The organism is Streptomyces sp. NPDC006458, from assembly GCF_040612135.1.
Classification (GTDB): Bacteria; Actinomycetota; Actinomycetes; order Streptomycetales; family Streptomycetaceae; genus Streptomyces.
This window is the reverse complement of sequence record NZ_JBEXPR010000021.1, coordinates 77,222-94,304: the sequence shown is the minus strand read 5'-3', so window position 1 is coordinate 94,304 and position 17,083 is coordinate 77,222. Positions and strand designations below refer to the sequence as shown.

At 71.7% G+C, this 17,083-nt stretch carries 16 protein-coding genes; all 16 read left to right on the top strand.

Translation table 11 applies throughout. The features are described from left to right. Nucleotides 1–88: 88 nt before the first annotated feature. The 16 genes from ABZZ79_RS26840 (at nt 89) to ispG (ending at nt 17,059) form a co-directional block, all read left to right on the top strand. The gene (locus ABZZ79_RS26840; RefSeq protein WP_356692839.1) at nt 89–1,891 is read left to right on the top strand and encodes a DUF5941 domain-containing protein; all 1,803 of its coding nucleotides are present in this window, start codon (nt 89–91) and stop codon (nt 1,889–1,891) included. Beyond that, nucleotides 1,888–2,640, top strand: coding sequence for a phosphocholine cytidylyltransferase family protein (locus tag ABZZ79_RS26835; protein WP_356692837.1), 753 nt, complete (start codon nt 1,888–1,890; stop codon nt 2,638–2,640). Before ABZZ79_RS26840 ends, ABZZ79_RS26835 begins: the two co-directional genes overlap by 4 nt. After that, nucleotides 2,628–3,689, top strand: coding sequence for an iron-containing alcohol dehydrogenase family protein (locus tag ABZZ79_RS26830; RefSeq protein ID WP_356692835.1), 1,062 nt, complete (start codon nt 2,628–2,630; stop codon nt 3,687–3,689). The genes ABZZ79_RS26835 and ABZZ79_RS26830 overlap by 13 nt, the downstream gene beginning before the upstream one ends. After that, on the top strand, nt 3,667–4,446 hold the full coding sequence (locus ABZZ79_RS26825) for a CDP-alcohol phosphatidyltransferase family protein (RefSeq protein WP_356692833.1): 780 nt from the start codon (nt 3,667–3,669) through the stop codon (nt 4,444–4,446). Before ABZZ79_RS26830 ends, ABZZ79_RS26825 begins: the two co-directional genes overlap by 23 nt. Beyond that, the gene (locus ABZZ79_RS26820; RefSeq protein ID WP_356692831.1) at nt 4,443–5,327 is read left to right on the top strand and encodes a glycosyltransferase; all 885 of its coding nucleotides are present in this window, start codon (nt 4,443–4,445) and stop codon (nt 5,325–5,327) included. Before ABZZ79_RS26825 ends, ABZZ79_RS26820 begins: the two co-directional genes overlap by 4 nt. An 89-nt stretch (nt 5,328–5,416) precedes the next feature. Continuing rightward, a complete protein-coding gene (locus ABZZ79_RS26815) occupies nt 5,417–6,346 on the top strand; it encodes an ABC transporter permease (RefSeq protein ID WP_356692829.1) in 930 nt (309 codons plus the stop codon). After that, on the top strand, nt 6,339–7,115 hold the full coding sequence (locus ABZZ79_RS26810) for an ABC transporter ATP-binding protein (protein WP_356692827.1): 777 nt from the start codon (nt 6,339–6,341) through the stop codon (nt 7,113–7,115). Before ABZZ79_RS26815 ends, ABZZ79_RS26810 begins: the two co-directional genes overlap by 8 nt. 369 nt (nt 7,116–7,484) lie before the next feature. After that, entirely contained in the window at nt 7,485–8,387 is a 903-nt protein-coding gene (gene hpnC / locus ABZZ79_RS26805; protein ID WP_356692825.1) for a squalene synthase HpnC, read from the top strand. A gap of 26 nt (nt 8,388–8,413) precedes the next feature. After that, complete coding sequence (gene hpnD / locus ABZZ79_RS26800) at nt 8,414–9,334, top strand: presqualene diphosphate synthase HpnD (RefSeq protein WP_356692823.1); 921 nt, start codon at nt 8,414–8,416, stop codon at nt 9,332–9,334. Continuing rightward, nucleotides 9,334–9,546, top strand: coding sequence for a DUF6380 family protein (locus ABZZ79_RS26795; RefSeq protein WP_356692821.1), 213 nt, complete (start codon nt 9,334–9,336; stop codon nt 9,544–9,546). The genes hpnD and ABZZ79_RS26795 overlap by 1 nt, the downstream gene beginning before the upstream one ends. After that, a complete protein-coding gene (gene hpnE / locus ABZZ79_RS26790) occupies nt 9,543–10,970 on the top strand; it encodes a hydroxysqualene dehydroxylase HpnE (protein ID WP_356692818.1) in 1,428 nt (475 codons plus the stop codon). Before ABZZ79_RS26795 ends, hpnE begins: the two co-directional genes overlap by 4 nt. Then, on the top strand, nt 10,967–12,103 hold the full coding sequence (locus ABZZ79_RS26785; protein ID WP_356692816.1) for a polyprenyl synthetase family protein: 1,137 nt from the start codon (nt 10,967–10,969) through the stop codon (nt 12,101–12,103). The genes hpnE and ABZZ79_RS26785 overlap by 4 nt, the downstream gene beginning before the upstream one ends. A 121-nt stretch (nt 12,104–12,224) precedes the next feature. Continuing rightward, complete coding sequence (gene shc / locus ABZZ79_RS26780) at nt 12,225–14,228, top strand: squalene--hopene cyclase (protein ID WP_356692814.1); 2,004 nt, start codon at nt 12,225–12,227, stop codon at nt 14,226–14,228. Beyond that, the gene (locus ABZZ79_RS26775; RefSeq protein WP_356692812.1) at nt 14,228–14,869 is read left to right on the top strand and encodes a 1-hydroxy-2-methyl-2-butenyl 4-diphosphate reductase; all 642 of its coding nucleotides are present in this window, start codon (nt 14,228–14,230) and stop codon (nt 14,867–14,869) included. Before shc ends, ABZZ79_RS26775 begins: the two co-directional genes overlap by 1 nt. A 5-nt stretch (nt 14,870–14,874) precedes the next feature. Continuing rightward, a complete protein-coding gene (gene hpnH, locus ABZZ79_RS26770; RefSeq protein WP_356692810.1) occupies nt 14,875–15,897 on the top strand; it encodes an adenosyl-hopene transferase HpnH in 1,023 nt (340 codons plus the stop codon). Between the two features lie 4 nt (nt 15,898–15,901). Further along, nucleotides 15,902–17,059 carry a flavodoxin-dependent (E)-4-hydroxy-3-methylbut-2-enyl-diphosphate synthase gene (gene ispG, locus ABZZ79_RS26765; protein WP_356692808.1) on the top strand — a complete coding sequence of 386 codons (1,158 nt, stop codon included), beginning with the start codon at nt 15,902–15,904 and terminating at the stop codon, nt 17,057–17,059. Nucleotides 17,060–17,083: the final 24 nt, after the last annotated feature.

Genomic DNA, 17,083 nt, shown 5'->3' with positions numbered 1-17,083 from the left:
CACGCCGCCCGCCTGGTCCAGCCAAGGGGCGCCGCCAACATGTACACGACCGGCGCGGAGGCGCCGGCACCCCAGGGAGTGAGTTCGGTTGCCGACCGCCATCCTCACCGGTCAGCCGGTCCCCGGATCGTCGATCGAGGACGATCTGCGGTCCCTCGGCTTCGACGTCCGCGTGGCGTCCGGCGCCGACGACGCCGCGACCCTCCTGGAGCAGGTGCCGGCCGACCGGCGGGTCGCGGTCGTCGACCCCGCCTTCGTCGGCCATCTCCACGCGCTGCGTCTCGGCCTGACCGACCCGCGCTTCCCGCTCGCCGCGATCCCCGGTGCCGTCACCGCCCAGCCGGCCGGCCGCCAGGCCCTCGGCCGGGTCCTGACCGTGGAGAGCGCCCCGAGCGGCGGCGCGGTCGCCGTCGCCGGCCTCGCCGACCGGCTGGTCACCGCCCTGGACGCGGACGGCTCCGCCGTGCACCGCCCCGAGCTGGGCAGCCTCGTCGCCACCGTCCCGGCCGACCCGCAGGCCCGCAACGAGGCCCGGCAGGCCGTCACCGCCGTGGACGACGAAGCCGTACGCCTGAAGTCGGCGGTGAAGGCCCGCGACGGCTTCTTCACCACGTACTGCATCAGTCCCTACTCCCGCTACATCGCCCGCTGGTGCGCCCGCCGCGGTCTGACCCCCAACCAGGTCACCACCGCCTCGCTGCTCACCGCGCTGATCGCGGCCGGCTGCGCGGCCACCGGCACCCGCGGCGGGTTCGTCGCGGCGGGCGTCCTGCTGATCTTCTCCTTCGTGCTGGACTGCACCGACGGCCAGCTCGCCCGCTACTCCCTGCAGTACTCCACGCTCGGCGCCTGGCTGGACGCTACCTTCGACCGGGCCAAGGAGTACGCCTACTACGCGGGTCTCGCCCTCGGCGCGGCCCGCGGCGGCGACGACGTCTGGGCCCTCGCGCTCGGCGCGATGATCCTCCAGACCTGCCGGCACGTGGTCGACTTCTCCTTCAACGAGGCCAACCACGACGCCACCGCCAACACCAGCCCCACCGCCGCCCTCTCCGACAAGCTCGACAGCGTCGGCTGGACGGTGTGGGTGCGCCGCATGATCGTCCTGCCGATCGGTGAGCGCTGGGCGATGATCGCGGTGCTGACAGCGGCCACGACCCCTCGGATCACCTTCTACGCGCTGCTCGTCGGGTGCGCGTTCGCGGCGACCTACACCACTGCGGGCCGGGTGCTGCGGTCGCTGACCCGCAGGGCCGAGCGCACCGACCGGGCGGCCAAGGCACTGGCGGACCTCGCGGACAACGGCCCGCTCGCCCAGTTGCTGAGCCGTGTCGCGATCCCCTTGCGCACCCCGGTGGTCTCCGCGCTGATGGGCACCGCCGCCGTCGTGCTCACCGCGAGCCTCGCCCCGTACGGCAGCTGGCTGCCCGTGTTCGGCGCCGTGTTCTACGTCGCCTTCTCCGCGCTCGCCGTCACCGCCGCCCGCCCCCTCACGGGCGCCCTCGACTGGCTCGTCCCGCCGCTCTTCCGGGCCGCCGAGTACGGCACCGTCCTCGCGCTGGCGAGCAAAGCCGCGGTGAACGGAGCCCTCCCAGCGGCTTTCGGCCTGGTGGCGGCGGTCGCCTACCATCACTACGACACGGTGTACCGCATCCGCGGAGACGCCGGCGCGCCCCCGGCCTGGCTGGTGCGCGCCATCGGGGGGCAGGAAGGGCGGACGCTGCTCGTCGCCGTGCTGGCCGCGCTGCTCACCGGCGCGCAGTTCACGGTCGCGCTCACGGCCCTGGCCGTGGCCGTCGCCCTGGTGGTGCTCGTCGAGAGCATCCGCTTCTGGGTCGCCTCCCATCTGGGGGGCGCGCCCGCCGTACACGACGAAGGAGAACCCGCATGATCGGCCTCGTGCTGGCGGCCGGCGCCGGACGGCGTCTGCGCCCCTACACCGACACCCTGCCCAAGGCGCTGGTGCCGGTGGGGCCCGCGGGCATAGAGGGCGAGCCCACGGTCCTGGACCTGACCCTCGGCAACTTCGCCGAGATCGGTCTGACCGAGGTCGCGGTCATCGTCGGCTACCGCAAGGAGGCCGTGTACGCGCGCAAGGCGGCGCTGGAGGCCAAGTACGGCCTCACGCTCACCCTCATCGACAACGACAAGGCCGAGGAGTGGAACAACGCCTACTCCCTGTGGTGCGGCCGTGACGCCCTCAAGGACGGCGTGATCCTCGCCAACGGCGACACCGTCCACCCGGTCTCCGTCGAGAAGACACTGCTGGCCGCCCGCGGCGAGGGCCGTCGCATCATCCTGGCCCTGGACACCGTGAAGTCCCTCGCGGACGAGGAGATGAAGGTCGTCGTCGACCCCGGCCAGGGCGTGCGGAAGATCACCAAGCTGATGGACCCCGCCGAGGCCACCGGTGAGTACATCGGCGTCACCCTCATCGAGGGCGAGGCCGCCCCCGAGCTGGTCGACGCGCTGAAGACGGTGTGGGAGACCGACCCGCAGCAGTTCTACGAGCACGGCTACCAGGAGCTCGTGAACCGGGGATTCAAGATCGACGTCGCGCCGATCGGCCAGGTCGACTGGGTGGAGATCGACAACCACGAGGATCTCGCCCGGGGACGGGAGATCGCGTGCCGGTACTGACCAGGCTGATTCCCTCACCCGTCGTCGTCGACATCCGCCCAGGCGCCCTCGACGACCTCGGCAGTGTGCTCGCCGACGAGCGGATCTCGCACTCCGGCAAGCTCGCCGTCGCCGTCAGCGGCGGCTCCGGCGCCCGGCTGCGCGAGCGGATCCGGCCCGCGCTGCCCGGCGCCAGCTGGTACGAGGTCGGCGGCGGCACGCTCGACGACGCCGTGCGGCTGGCCACCGACATCAGGGCCGGCCACTACGACGCGGTCGTCGGACTCGGCGGCGGCAAGATCATCGACTGCGCCAAGTTCGCCGCGGCGCGCGTCGGCCTGCCGCTGGTCGCCGTGCCGACCAACCTCGCGCACGACGGCCTGTGCTCACCCGTTGCGACCCTCGACAACGACGCGGGCCGCGGCTCGTACGGTGTGCCGAACCCGATCGCGGTCGTGATCGACCTGGACGTCATCCGCGAGACCCCGGTGCGCTTCGTGCGGGCCGGTATCGGCGACGCCGTGTCGAACATCTCGGCGATCGCCGACTGGGAGCTGGCCCACCGGGTCAACGGCGAGAAGATCGACGGCCTGGCCGCCGCCATCGCCCGGCAGGCCGGTGAGGCCGTACTGCGCCACCCCGGCACCATCGCGGACACCGCCTTCCTCCAGGTGCTGGCCGAGGCGCTGGTGCTCAGCGGCATCGCCATGTCGGTGTCGGGCGACACCCGCCCGTCCTCCGGCGCCTGCCACGAGATCAACCACGCCTTCGACCTGCTGTATCCCAGGAGGGCGGCCGCCCACGGCGAGCAGTGCGGCCTGGGTGCGGCCTTCGCGATGTACCTGCGCGGGGCCCACGAGGAGTCGGCCTACATGGCCGGGGTACTGCGCCGCCACGGGCTTCCCGTCCTCCCGGAGGAGATCGGCTTCACGCCCGAGGAGTTCGTCGGGGTCGTGGAGTTCGCCCCCCAGACCCGGCCCGGCCGTTACACGATCCTCGAACACCTCGACCTGACAACCGACCAGATCAAGGACATCTACGCCGACTATGTCAAGGCCATCGGTAGCTGAACTCCGTCCGGTCGTCCACCCCGCTGGGGTCAAGGACCGGCGCAGCGGTGAGCACTGGATGGGACGCCTCTACATGCGTGAGGTGTCCCTGCGGGTCGACCGCTACCTGGTGAACACCAGGGTCACGCCCAACCAGCTCACGTACCTGATGACCGTCTTCGGCGTGCTCGCGGCCCCGGCCCTGCTGGTGCCGGGCATCGCGGGCGCGGTCCTCGGCGTGCTGTGCGTCCAGATGTATCTGCTGCTGGACTGCGTCGACGGCGAGATCGCGCGCTGGAAGAAGATGTACTCGCTCAACGGCGTCTACCTGGACCGGGTCGGCGCCTACCTCACCGACGCCGCGGTCCTCGTCGGCTTCGGTCTGCGCGCCGCCGATCTGTGGGGCGGCGGCGGGGCGGACTGGCTGTGGGCGTTCCTCGGCACCCTCGCCGCGCTCGGCGCGATCCTGATCAAGGCCGAGACCGACCTGGTCGGCGTCGCCCGCCACCAGGCCGGCAAGCCGCCGGTGCAGGAGGCGGCCGCGGAGATGCGCTCCTCCGGCATGGCGCTGGCCCGCCGGGCGGCCGCCGCGCTGAAGTTCCACCGGCTCATCCTCGGCATCGAGGCCTCGCTGGTGATCCTGGTCCTGGCGATCGCCGACCAGGTACGCGGCGACCTGTTCTTCACGCGGCTCGGCGTAGCGGTGATGGCCGGCATCGCGCTCGTGCAGACGCTGCTGCACCTGGTGTCCATCCTCGCCTCCAGCAGGCTGAAGTGAGCGCCCCGGTGAAGGTCGGCGCGGTGATCATCACCATGGGCAACCGCCCCGACGAACTGCGAGCGCTGCTCGACTCGGTCGCCAAGCAGGACGGCGGCCCGGTCGACGTCGTCGTCGTCGGCAACGGCTCGCCCGTCCCGGACGTCCCCGAGGGCGTGCGCACGGTGGAGCTGCCCGAGAACCTGGGCATCCCCGGCGGCCGCAACGTGGGCATCGAGGCCTTCGGCCCCGGCGGCCGCGACGCCGACATACTGCTCTTCCTCGACGACGACGGCCTGCTCGCCCGCACCGACACGGCCGAACTGTGCCGCCGTGCCTTCGCGGACGACGAGCGGCTCGGCATCATCAGCTTCCGGATCGCCGACCCGGAGACCGGCGTCACCCAGCGCCGCCACGTCCCCCGGCTGCGCGCGTCCGACCCGATGCGCTCCTCCCGGGTCACCACCTTCCTGGGCGGCGCCAACGCCGTCCGCACCCGGGTGTTCGCCGAGGTCGGCGGGCTGCCCGACGAGTTCTTCTACGCCCATGAGGAGACCGACCTGGCCTGGCGCGCCCTGGACGCCGGCTGGATGATCGACTACCGCTCCGACATGGTGCTGTACCACCCGACGACGGCCCCGTCCCGGCACGCGGTCTACCACCGCATGGTCGCCCGCAACCGGGTCTGGCTGGCCCGCCGCAATCTGCCCGCCCCCCTGATCCCGGTGTACCTCGGGGTGTGGCTGCTGCTCACCCTCGTACGCCGTCCGTCGCGGTCCGCGCTCCAGGCGTGGTTTGGCGGATTCCGGGAAGGCTGGACGACGGCCTGCGGGCCCCGAAGGCCGATGAAGTGGCGTACCGTGTGGCGGCTGACCCGACTCGGCCGGCCCCCGGTCATCTGACAAGCTCGACCCTGGGAGCGCCGGGGCCGGGCCCCGGGGCCCCGGCCCCGCCCGGACCGGCTGCACATCGAAGACGAAAGTTTCCACTAGTGAGTGAGACCACGCAGGACGGAGGACTCGCGGTGACCGCGGCTCCGTCCCCCGACGAGTCCATGACGGCGGCCCAGCTCGCCGAGAAGTACGGGCTGGCCGTCAGCGGCGCCCGGCCCTCGCTCGTCGAGTACGTCCGCCGGCTCTGGGGCCGCCGCCACTTCATCCTGGCGTTCTCCCAGGCCAAGCTGACCGCCCAGTACAGCCAGGCCAAGCTCGGCCAGCTGTGGCAGGTGGTCACGCCGCTGCTGAACGCGGCCGTCTACTTCTTCATCTTCGGTGTCATCCTGGAGGCCGACCGGGGCATGTCCCGGGACGTCTACATCCCCTTCCTGGTCACCGGCGTGTTCGTGTTCACCTTCACGCAGAGCTCGGTGATGGCGGGCGTGCGGGCGATCTCCGGCAATCTCGGCCTGGTGCGCGCGCTGCACTTCCCGCGCGCGGCGCTGCCGGTCTCCTTCTCGCTCCAGCAGCTCCAGCAGCTGCTGTTCTCGATGATCGTGCTGGTCGCGGTGACCGCCGCGTTCGGCAGCTACCCGGACCTGTCCTGGCTGCTGATCTTCCCGGTGCTGGCCCTGCAGTTCCTCTTCAACACCGGCCTCGCCCTGATCATGGCCCGTGCCGGCGCGAAGACCCCGGACCTCGCGCAGCTGATGCCGTTCGTGATGCGGACGTGGATGTACGCCTCCGGCGTCATGTACTCGATCCCGATCATGCTGGCCGACAAGCCGCAGTGGATCGCCACGGTCCTGCAGTGGAACCCGGCCGCGATCTACATGGACCTGATGCGCTTCGCGCTGATCGACGGCTACGGCTCGAAGAACCTGCCCGACCACGTGTGGGCGGCCGCGGCCGGCTGGGCCGTGCTGTTCGCGGTCGGCGGCTTCGTGTACTTCTGGAAGGCTGAGGAGAGGTACGGCCGTGGCTGAGTCCCGCATCCCCACCGTCATCGCCGACGAGCTGCACATCGTCTACCGCGTCAACGGCGCCAAGACCGGCAAGGGCAGTGCGACGGCGGCCCTGAGCCGCATAGTCGGACGGGGCTCCGGCAACGCGGAGCGCGGCGTGCGCAAGGTGCACGCCGTCAAGGGCGTGTCCTTCGTCGCCTACCGGGGCGAGGCGGTCGGACTGATCGGCTCCAACGGCTCCGGCAAGTCCACCCTGCTGCGGGCCATCGCCGGCCTGCTGCCCGCGGAGAGCGGCAAGGTCTACACCGACGGCCAGCCCTCCCTGCTCGGCGTGAACGCGGCCCTGATGAACGACCTCACCGGCGAGCGCAACGTCGTCCTCGGCGGCCTCGCCATGGGCATGTCCCGGGAGCAGATCAGGGAGCGCTACCAGGAGATCGTCGACTTCTCCGGCATCAACGAGAAGGGCGACTTCATCACCCTGCCGATGCGCACCTACTCCTCCGGCATGGCGGCCCGGCTGCGGTTCTCCATCGCCGCGGCCAAGGACCACGACGTCCTCATGATCGACGAGGCCCTCGCCACCGGTGACCGCTCCTTCCAGAAGCGCTCCGAGGCCCGCATCCGCGCGCTGCGCGAGCAGGCGGGCACGGTCTTCCTGGTCAGCCACAACAACAAGTCGATCCGCGACACCTGCGACCGTGTGCTGTGGCTGGAGCGCGGTGAGCTGCGCATGGACGGCCCCACCGAAGAGGTGCTCAAGGAGTACGAGAAGTTCACCGGCAAGTGACCCGCCGGCACAGGGCCCCGCTGGATTCGCTCCGGTGGGGCCCGCCTGTGCGGGCAACCTGCAAAAGAACTGTCAACTTCGGCTTCCGACAGGAATCTTGGACGTCAATCGGTGTTGTCTTGTGATGTGCAGGACACCCCCACGGTCCGTAGCGCGTTGTACAACGTAAGCTGTACCGGTGCCCAATCACGGCAAGTGGGGCGATAATGCGCGACACCGCCCCACAGGGCACCGCGCCGAGCGCCGGGCGGCGTGTCCGAAATAGTGTGTATTGGGTCGGCAGTGTAGAACGGGAGATGTGACGGCAATGGCTACGGAAACTCCCCAGCTCCGCGAGGCGTGCGCCGTCCCCGCCCAGGGCAGCGAGCGGTGACGGGAACCCGCACGACACGCCTCGGCGACCCCGAGCGCGACACGCTCGCCAAGGCCGCGGCCGAGAACTTCCCCGTGGCCCCGTTCTTCCTGCCCCGCGCCTGGCGCGCCGACCTCATGGCCGTATACGGCTTCGCCCGTCTCGTCGACGACATCGGCGACGGCGACCTCGCCCCCGGCGGCGCCGACGCCCGCCTGCTCGGTGTGGCCCCGGACCGGGCCGACGACCGCGTGATCATGCTCGACGCCTTCGAGGCCGACCTGCGTCGCGTCTTCGACGGCGAACCCCGTCACCCCCTGCTGCGCCGCCTGCGGCCGACCGTCCGCCGTCACGCGCTCACCCCCGAACCCTTTCTCGGCCTGATCGCCGCCAACCGCCAGGACCAGCTGGTCAGCCGGTACGAGACCTACGACGACCTGCTCGCCTACTGCGAGCTGTCCGCCAACCCCGTCGGCCGGCTCGTTCTCGCCGTCACCGGCACCTCCACCCCCGAGCGCGTCCGCCGCTCCGACGCGATCTGCACCGCCCTGCAGATCGTCGAGCACCTCCAGGACGTCACCGAGGACCTCGGCCGCGACCGGATCTATCTGCCGGCCGAGGACATGAAGCGCTTCCACGTCCAGGAATCCGACCTCGCCGCGCGATCCGCGGGCGCGTCGGTGCGCGCGCTGGTCGCATTCGAAGGTCAGCGAGCCCGCGACCTGCTGACTGAAGGCGCCCCCCTGGTGGGTAGCGTCCACGGCAGGCTGAGGCTGCTGCTCGCGGGGTTCGTGGCAGGGGGAAGGGCGGCACTCGACGCCATCGCCGCCGCCGAATACGACGTACTTCCCGGCCCGCCCAGACCCGGCAAGCTCCAGCGGCTGCGCGAGGCGGGCGTCACTCTGCGAGGAAAGGGGTGATCGGGGCCGTGGAGTCTCCACCACCCATGTCCGCACCGGTACTCGCCGCCTACAGCTACTGCGAGGCCGTCACCGGACAGCAGGCCCGTAACTTCGCCTACGGGATCCGCCTGCTGCCCACGTCCAAGCGCCGGGCGATGTCCGCGCTGTACGCGTTCTCCCGCCGGGTCGACGACATCGGCGACGGGGCGCTCGCCGTCGACGTCAAGGCCGCCCGGCTGGAAGACACCCGCGCCATGCTGGCCCGGGTGCGCGCGGGCACGGTCGACGAGGACGACACCGACCCCGTCGCGGTCGCCCTCACCCACGCCGCGCGGTCCTTCCCGATCCCGCTCGACGGCCTCGACGAGCTGATCGACGGCGTGCTGATGGACGTACGCGGCGAGGCCTATGAGACCTGGGACGACCTGAAGGTGTACTGCCGCTGTGTGGCGGGCGCCATCGGGCGGCTCTCGCTCGGGGTGTTCGGCACCGAACGGGGGGCGCGCGGCGCCGAACGCGCACCCGAGTACGCCGACACGCTCGGGCTCGCGCTCCAGCTCACCAACATCCTGCGGGACGTCCGCGAGGACGCCGCGGACGGGCGCACCTATCTGCCCGCCGACGACCTCGCCAAGTTCGGCTGCTCGGCAGGGTTCGACGGGGGGCCGACCCCGCCCGAGGGCTCCGACTTCGCCGGCCTCGTGCACTTCGAGGTCCGCCGGGCCCGCGCCCTGTTCGCCGAGGGCTACCGGCTGCTGCCCATGCTCGACCGGCGCAGCGGCGCGTGCGTCGCGGCCATGGCCGGTATCTACCGCCGGCTGTTGGACCGCATCGAGCGCGATCCCGAGGCCGTGCTGCGCGGCCGCGTCGCCCTGCCCGGCCGCGAGAAGGCCTACGTCGCCGTGCGCGGACTGTCCGGACTGGACACCCGCCATGTCACGCGGACCGTCAGGAGGCGGGTCTGATGGACGGCCCCGACAGCCCCGGCAGCTGCGACGGCCCCGGCAGCTGCGACGGCCCGGGCCGAGGTGACGCCGCCGGTCTGCACGGACCGGCCCGCCGCGCCGGTCACAAGCGGTGCGCAACCCTCCGCCACCGGACGGCGTCCCTGAGTGCAGCGGCCTGCCGTGCAGCGTTCAACCACCACGGCGGTTCCGCGGGGGAGGGCACACGATGACCGACGGCATGCGGCCGCACGAGCCGCTCACCGGCCTCGGCGACGGCTCCGGAAAGGACGCCGTCGTGGTCGGCGGCGGGCTCGCAGGCATCACCGCCGCGCTCGCGCTCGCCGACGCGGGGATGCGCGTCACTCTGCTCGAAGGCAGGCCGAGACTGGGCGGCCTGGCCTTCTCCTTCCAGCGCGGCGACCTCACCGTCGACAACGGCCAGCACGTCTATCTGCGGTGCTGCACCGCCTACCGGTGGTTCCTCGACCGGATCGAGGGCACCGCCCTCGCCCCGCTCCAGAACCGGCTCGACGTGCCCGTCCTCGACGTGGCCCGGCCCGAGGGCCGACGGCTCGGCAGGCTGCGGCGCGACGCGCTGCCCGTCCCCCTCCACCTGGGGCGCAGCCTCGCCACGTATCCGCATCTCTCGCTCACCGAACGCGCCCGGGTCGGCCGTGCCGCGCTCGCGCTCCAGGGCCTGGACCTCACCGATCCGAGCCTGGACGCACAGGACTTCGGCAGCTGGCTGACCTCGCACGGTCAGTCGGCGCGTGCCGTCGAGGCCCTGTGGGACCTGGTCGGGGTCGCCACCCTCAACGCGGTCGCGGGCGACGCCTCCCTGGGGCTCGCCGCGATGGTGTTCAAGACCGGTCTGCTGTCCGACCCCGGCGCAGCCGACATCGGCTGGGCGCATGTCCCGCTGGGCGAACTGCACGACCGGCTCGCCCGCAAGGCGCTCGACTCCGCGGGCGTGCGTACCGAGGTCCGTACACGCGTCACCTCCGTCTCCCGTCACGAGAACGGACGTTGGAGCGTTCAGGTTCCCGGCGAGACCATCGGCGCGGACGCCGTCGTCCTCGCCGTACCGCAGCGCGAGACGCACGACCTGCTGCCCGCCGGCGCCCTCGACGCCCCCGAGCGGCTGCTGGAGATCGGCACCGCGCCGATCCTCAACGTCCATGTCGTCTACGACCGCACGGTGCTCGACGCGCCGTTCGTCGCCGCCCTCGGCACCCCCGTGCAGTGGGTGTTCGACCGCACCGACGCCTCCGGTCTGCGCCGGGGCCAGTACCTCGCGCTGTCCCAGTCGGCCGCGCGGCGCGACATCGACGAGCCGGTGGCGGTGCTGCGCGAGCGCTACCTGCCCGAGCTGGAGCGGCTGCTGCCGCTCGCCCGCGGTGCCGAGGTGCTGGACTTCTTCGTGACCCGCGAGCGCACCGCCACGTTCGCCCCCACCCCCGGCGTCGGACGGCTCAGGCCCGGCGCCCGCACCAAGGCTCCCGGCCTGTACCTGGCCGGATCGTGGACCGCCACTGGGTGGCCCGCGACGATGGAGAGTGCGGTCCGCAGCGGTGTCAGTGCGGCGGACGCCGCCCTGCGCGCCCTGGGCCGGCCCCGCCCCCGCCACCTCTTCGAGTTCGAGGAGGCGGCATGAGACTCGATGAGCGCGCGGCAGGTCCCCGCACCTCCGGCACCGCAACAAGAGGAGAACCTGTGCCCACTGTGCCCCCGGCCTCCACGGCCGAACGCAAGACCGCGGTGGACGTGACCACCCTCCTGGAGCGCGGCCGGACCCTGACCACCCCCGTACTGCGGGCGGCCATCGACCGCCTGGCGTCTCCCATGGACACCGTCGCCGCCTACCACTTCGGCTGGATCGACGCCGAGGGCAGGCCGAGTGCCGGCGACGGCGGCAAGGCCGTGCGACCCGCCCTGGCCGTGCTGTCCGCCGAGGTCACCGGCGCCCGCCCCGAGGTGGGCGTCCCCGGTGCCGTCGCCGTCGAACTGGTCCACAACTTCTCGCTGCTGCACGACGACCTGATGGACGGCGACGAGCGGCGCCGCCACCGCGAGACCGTCTGGAAGGTGCACGGCCCCGCCCAGGCCATCCTGGTCGGCGACGCCCTGTTCGCCCTCGCCAACGAGGTCCTGCTGGAGCTCGGCACCGCCGAGGCCGCCCGCGCCACCCGCCGCCTGACCTCCGCGACCCGGGCCCTGATCGACGGCCAGGCCCAGGACATCTCCTACGAGCACCGCGACCGCGTCAGCGTCGCGGAGTGCCTGGAGATGGAGGGCAACAAGACCGGTGCCCTGCTGGCCTGCGCCTGTTCCGTCGGCGCCGTGCTCGGCGGTGCCGACGACCGCACCGCCGACCACCTGGAGAGGTACGGCCACCACCTCGGCCTCGCCTTCCAGGCCGTCGACGACCTCCTCGGCATCTGGGGCGACCCCGAGGCCACCGGTAAGCAGACCTGGAGCGACCTGCGCCAGCGCAAGAAGTCCCTGCCCGTCGTCGCCGCGCTCGCGGCCGGCGGGTCCGCTTCGGAGCACCTCGGCGAGCTGCTCGCCGCCGACGCCAAGAGCAGCGACTTCGCGAGCTTCTCCGAGGCGGAGTTCGCCGCCCGCGCCGCGCTCATCGAGGAGGCGGGCGGCCGTGACTGGACCGCCTCCGAGGCCCGTCACCAGCACGCCCTCGCCCTCCAGGCGCTGGACGCCGTCGGCATGCCCGAGCGGGTCCGGGAGCAGTTCTCGGCGCTCGCGGACTTCGTCGTCGTACGGAAGAGATGATCACTATCGGCTGAACAGACCTCGCTTGGTCGCCGGCGGCGGGCGCACCCGATGCGCCCGCCGGCCGACGGCGGACCCACGGCAGACGCACCATCAGCACGACTGCAGTGAAGGGGAAGCCATGACAGCGACGACCGACGGAAGCACCGGGGCCCTGCAGCCCCACGCTGCCGCGGCCACACGGACACACAGCACCACCCCCGGGGCGGCCGGGGTGCTCGACGCCGCCGAACGCGCGATGCGGCGCGCGACCGACCACCTGCTGGCCCGGCAGGACGAAGAGGGCTGGTGGAAGGGCGACCTGGAGACCAACGTCACCATGGACGCCGAGGACCTGCTGCTGCGCCAGTTCCTGGGGATCCTCGACGAGCCCACCACCCGAGCGGCCGCCCTGTTCATCCGCGGTGAGCAGCGCGAGGACGGCACCTGGGCCACGTTCTACGGCGGACCGGGCGAGCTGTCCGCCACCATCGAGGCGTACGTCGCCCTGCGGCTGGCCGGAGACGCCCCCGACGCACCCCACATGGCGAAGGCCTCCGCCTGGGTCCGCGAGCGCGGCGGGATCGCCGCGGCCCGCGTCTTCACCCGGATCTGGCTGGCCCTGTTCGGCTGGTGGAAGTGGGAGGACCTGCCCGAACTCCCGCCGGAGATCATCTACCTGCCCTCGTGGGTGCCGCTGAACATCTACGACTTCGGCTGCTGGGCCCGGCAGACCATCGTCCCGCTGACCGTCGTCTCGGCCAAGCGCCCGGTGCGCCCCGCGCCCTTCCCGCTCGACGAGCTGCACACCGATCCCGCGCGGCCCAGCCCGCCCAAGCCCCTGGCCCCGCCGGTCAGTTGGGACGGCGCCTTCCAGCGCCTGGACCGTACGCTGCACGCGCTGCGCAAGGTCGCCCCGCGCCGGCTGCGCACGGCGGCGATGAACACCGCCGCCCGCTGGATCATCGAGCGGCAGGAGAACGACGGCTGCTGGGGCGGTATCCAGCCCCCGGCCGTGTACTCGCTGATCGCGCTGCACCTGCTCGGCTACGACCTGAAGCACCCGGTGATGCGCGAGGGCCTGGCCTCGCTGGACCGGTTCGCCGTGTGGCGCGCGGACGGCGCCCGCATGATCGAGGCCTGTCAGTCGCCGGTGTGGGACACCTGTCTGGCGACCATCGCGCTGGCCGACGCCGGGGTGCCCGCCGACCATCCCCAACTGGTCAAGGCCGCCGACTGGATGCTCGGCGAGGAGATCGTCCGGCCCGGCGACTGGGCCGTGAAGCGGCCCGGACTGCCGCCCGGCGGCTGGGCGTTCGAGTTCCACAACGACAACTACCCCGACATCGACGACACCGCCGAGGTCGTCCTCGCCCTGCGCAGGGTCCGCCACCACGACCCCGAACGCCTGGACCGGGCCGTCGGCCGGGCCGTGCGCTGGAACCTCGGCATGCAGTCCCGCAACGGCGCGTGGGGCGCCTTCGACGTCGACAACACCAGCCGGCTCCCCAACCGGCTGCCGTTCTGCGACTTCGGGGAGGTCATCGACCCGCCCTCGGCGGACGTCACCGCGCACGTCGTCGAGATGCTCGCCGTCGAGGGCCTCGCCCACGACCCCCGCACCCTGCGCGGCATCCGGTGGCTGCTGGCCGAACAGGAGCCGGACGGCGCGTGGTTCGGGCGCTGGGGCGTCAACTACATCTACGGCACCGGATCGGTGGTGCCCGCCCTGACCGCGGCCGGACTGCCCGGCTCCCACCCGGCGATCCGGCGGGCCGTGACCTGGCTGGAGTCCGTACAGAACGACGACGGCGGCTGGGGCGAGGACCTGCGCTCCTACCGGGACATCCGCGGCTGGGGCGGGCGCGGCGAGTCCACCCCCTCGCAGACCGCCTGGGCGCTGCTCGCCCTGCTGGCCGCGGGGGAGCAGGACGCCAAGGCCGTGAGGCGCGGTATCGAGTGGCTCACGGTCTCCCAGCGCGAGGACGGCTCCTGGGACGAGCCCCACTTCACCGGCACCGGCTTCCCCTGGGACTTCTCCATCAACTACCACCTGTACCGGCTGGTCTTCCCGCTGACCGCGCTCGGCCGGTACGTCAACGGCGACCCCTTCGCCGAACCCCGCACCGAGGCCGAGGGGGGCTGATGACGGCCAAGCCCGCTCCGGCTCCGCTGCTGATCGCCTGCGCCCTCGGCATCGAGCACCTGGCCCTGCGCATGGGCGACCGCGGCGGTGCCGGCGGGCCGGTCACCGTCCTGCGCACCGGGATGGGGCCGAGGGCCGCCGAGCGCTCGGTCACCCGGGTCCTGTCCGGCCCGGTGCTCGCCGACGCCGCGGTGCTCGCCACCGGCTTCTGCGCGGGCCTGGCACCCGGTATGCACCCCGGCGACCTCGTCGTCGCCGAGGAGACCCGGGACCCGCACGGCAGCACGCCGTGCGTGGGCACCGAACTGCTGGTCAAGGAGCTGGTGCGGGCCGTTCCCGGCCGCACCGTGCACACCGGGCCGCTCACCGGCTCCGACCACGTCGTGCGCGGCGCCGAGCGCGCCTCGCTGCGCGCGACCGGCGCCATCGCGGTCGACATGGAGTCGGCCGCGACGCTCCTGAGTGCCGTACGGGCGGGCGAGCGCCCGGTTGCGGCCGTACGGGTGGTCGTGGACGCCCCAGAACACGAACTCGTCCGGATCGGTACGTTGCGCGGTGGAATATCAGCTTTCCGCGTTCTTCGCTCAGTGCTTCCCGCTTTCTTCGAATGGCACCGTTCTTTGCTGCTCCCCCGGAGGTGAGCCAGATGGCCATGCCGCTTCGCCAGTCCATCAAGGTTGCTACATACCTGGCCGAACAGAAGATCCGCAGGCGTGACAAGTTCCCGCTGATCGTCGAGCTGGAGCCGCTGTTCGCCTGCAATCTCAAGTGCGAGGGCTGCGGCAAGATCCAGCATCCGGCAGGGGTGCTCAAGCAGCGCATGCCGGTCGCCCAGGCGGTGGGCGCGGTGCTGGAGTCCGGCGCGCCGATGGTGTCGATCGCCGGCGGCGAGCCCCTGATGCACCCTCAGATCGATGAGATCGTCCGGCAGTTGGTGGCCAAGCGGAAGTACGTCTTCCTCTGCACCAACGCCATGCTGCTGCGCAAGAAGATCGACAAGTTCACCCCCTCGCCCTACTTCGCTTTCGCCGTGCACATCGACGGACTGCGCGAGCGGCACGACGAGTCGGTGGCCAAGGAAGGCGTCTTCGACGAGGCGGTGGAAGCGATCAAGGAGGCCCAGCGGCGCGGCTTCCGGGTCACCACCAACTCCACCTTCTTCAACACCGACACCCCGCAGACCGTCGTCGAGGTGCTCAACTTCCTCAACGACGAGCTCAAGGTCGACGAGATGATGATCTCGCCCGCCTACGCCTACGAGAAGGCCCCCGACCAGGAGCACTTCCTCGGCGTGGAGCAGACCCGCGAACTGTTCAAGAAGGCCTTCTCCGGCGGCAACCGGCGCCGCTGGCGGCTCAACCACTCGCCGCTCTTCCTGGACTTCCTGGAGGGCAAGGTCGACTTCCCCTGCACCGCCTGGGCGATCCCCAACTACTCCCTCTTCGGCTGGCAGCGCCCCTGCTATCTGATGAGCGACGGCTACGTCCCGACGTACCGCGAACTGATCGAGGAGACCGACTGGGACAAGTACGGCCGCGGCAAGGACCCGCGCTGCGCCAACTGCATGGCGCACTGCGGCTACGAGCCCACCGCCGTGCTGGCCACCATGGGGTCCCTGAAGGAGTCCCTGCGGGCCATGCGCGAGACGGTCAACGGAAACCGGGAGTGAGACCATGACCGCCATTTCCTTGGGCGTCCCCGAGGTACCGGCCCGGCCGATCGCCGAGCGGCGCGCGTCGCGGCAGATCCAGGTCGGGCCGGTGGCGGTCGGCGGCGGTGCTCCCGTCTCGGTGCAGTCCATGACGACGACCCGCACCTCGGACATCGGCGCCACGCTCCAGCAGATCGCCGAGCTGACCGCGTCCGGCTGCCAGATCGTCCGGGTCGCCTGTCCCACCCAGGACGACGCCGACGCGCTCGCGACCATCGCCCGCAAGTCGCAGATCCCGGTCATCGCCGACATCCACTTCCAGCCCAAGTACGTGTTCGCCGCGATCGAGGCGGGCTGCGCCGCGGTCCGCGTCAACCCGGGCAACATCAAGAAGTTCGACGACCAGGTCAAGGAGATCGCGCGGGCCGCGAAGGACCACGGCACCCCGATCCGGATCGGGGTCAACGCGGGCTCGCTGGACCAGCGTCTGCTCCAGAAGTACGGCAAGGCCACCCCGGAGGCCCTGGTCGAGTCCGCCCTGTGGGAGGCGTCCCTCTTCGAGGAGCACGACTTCCGCGACATCAAGATCTCGGTCAAGCACAACGACCCGGTCGTGATGGTCGAGGCCTACCGGCAGCTCGCCGACGCCTGCGACTACCCGCTGCACCTGGGCGTCACCGAGGCGGGCCCCGCCTTCCAGGGCACGATCAAGTCGGCCGTCGCCTTCGGGGCGCTGCTCTCGCGCGGCATCGGCGACACCATCCGGGTCTCGCTGAGCGCGCCGCCCGCCGAGGAGGTCAAGGTCGGCATCCAGATCCTCCAGTCGCTGGGCCTGAGGCAACGCCGGCTGGAGATCGTCTCCTGTCCGTCCTGCGGGCGCGCACAGGTCGACGTCTACAAGCTCGCCGACGAGGTCACCGCGGGTCTTGAGGGCATGGAGGTGCCGCTGCGTGTCGCGGTGATGGGCTGTGTGGTCAACGGGCCCGGCGAGGCACGGGAGGCCGACCTCGGTGTCGCCTCCGGCAACGGCAAGGGGCAGATCTTCGTCAAGGGCGAGGTCGTCAAGACCGTCCCCGAGTCGAAGATCGTGGAGACCCTCATCGAAGAGGCGATGAAGATCGCCGAGCAGATGGAACAGGACGGCGCCGCCCCGGGGGAGCCGGCCGTCACCGTGAGTTGAACAGCACGGACCGAAGGGGGCCCG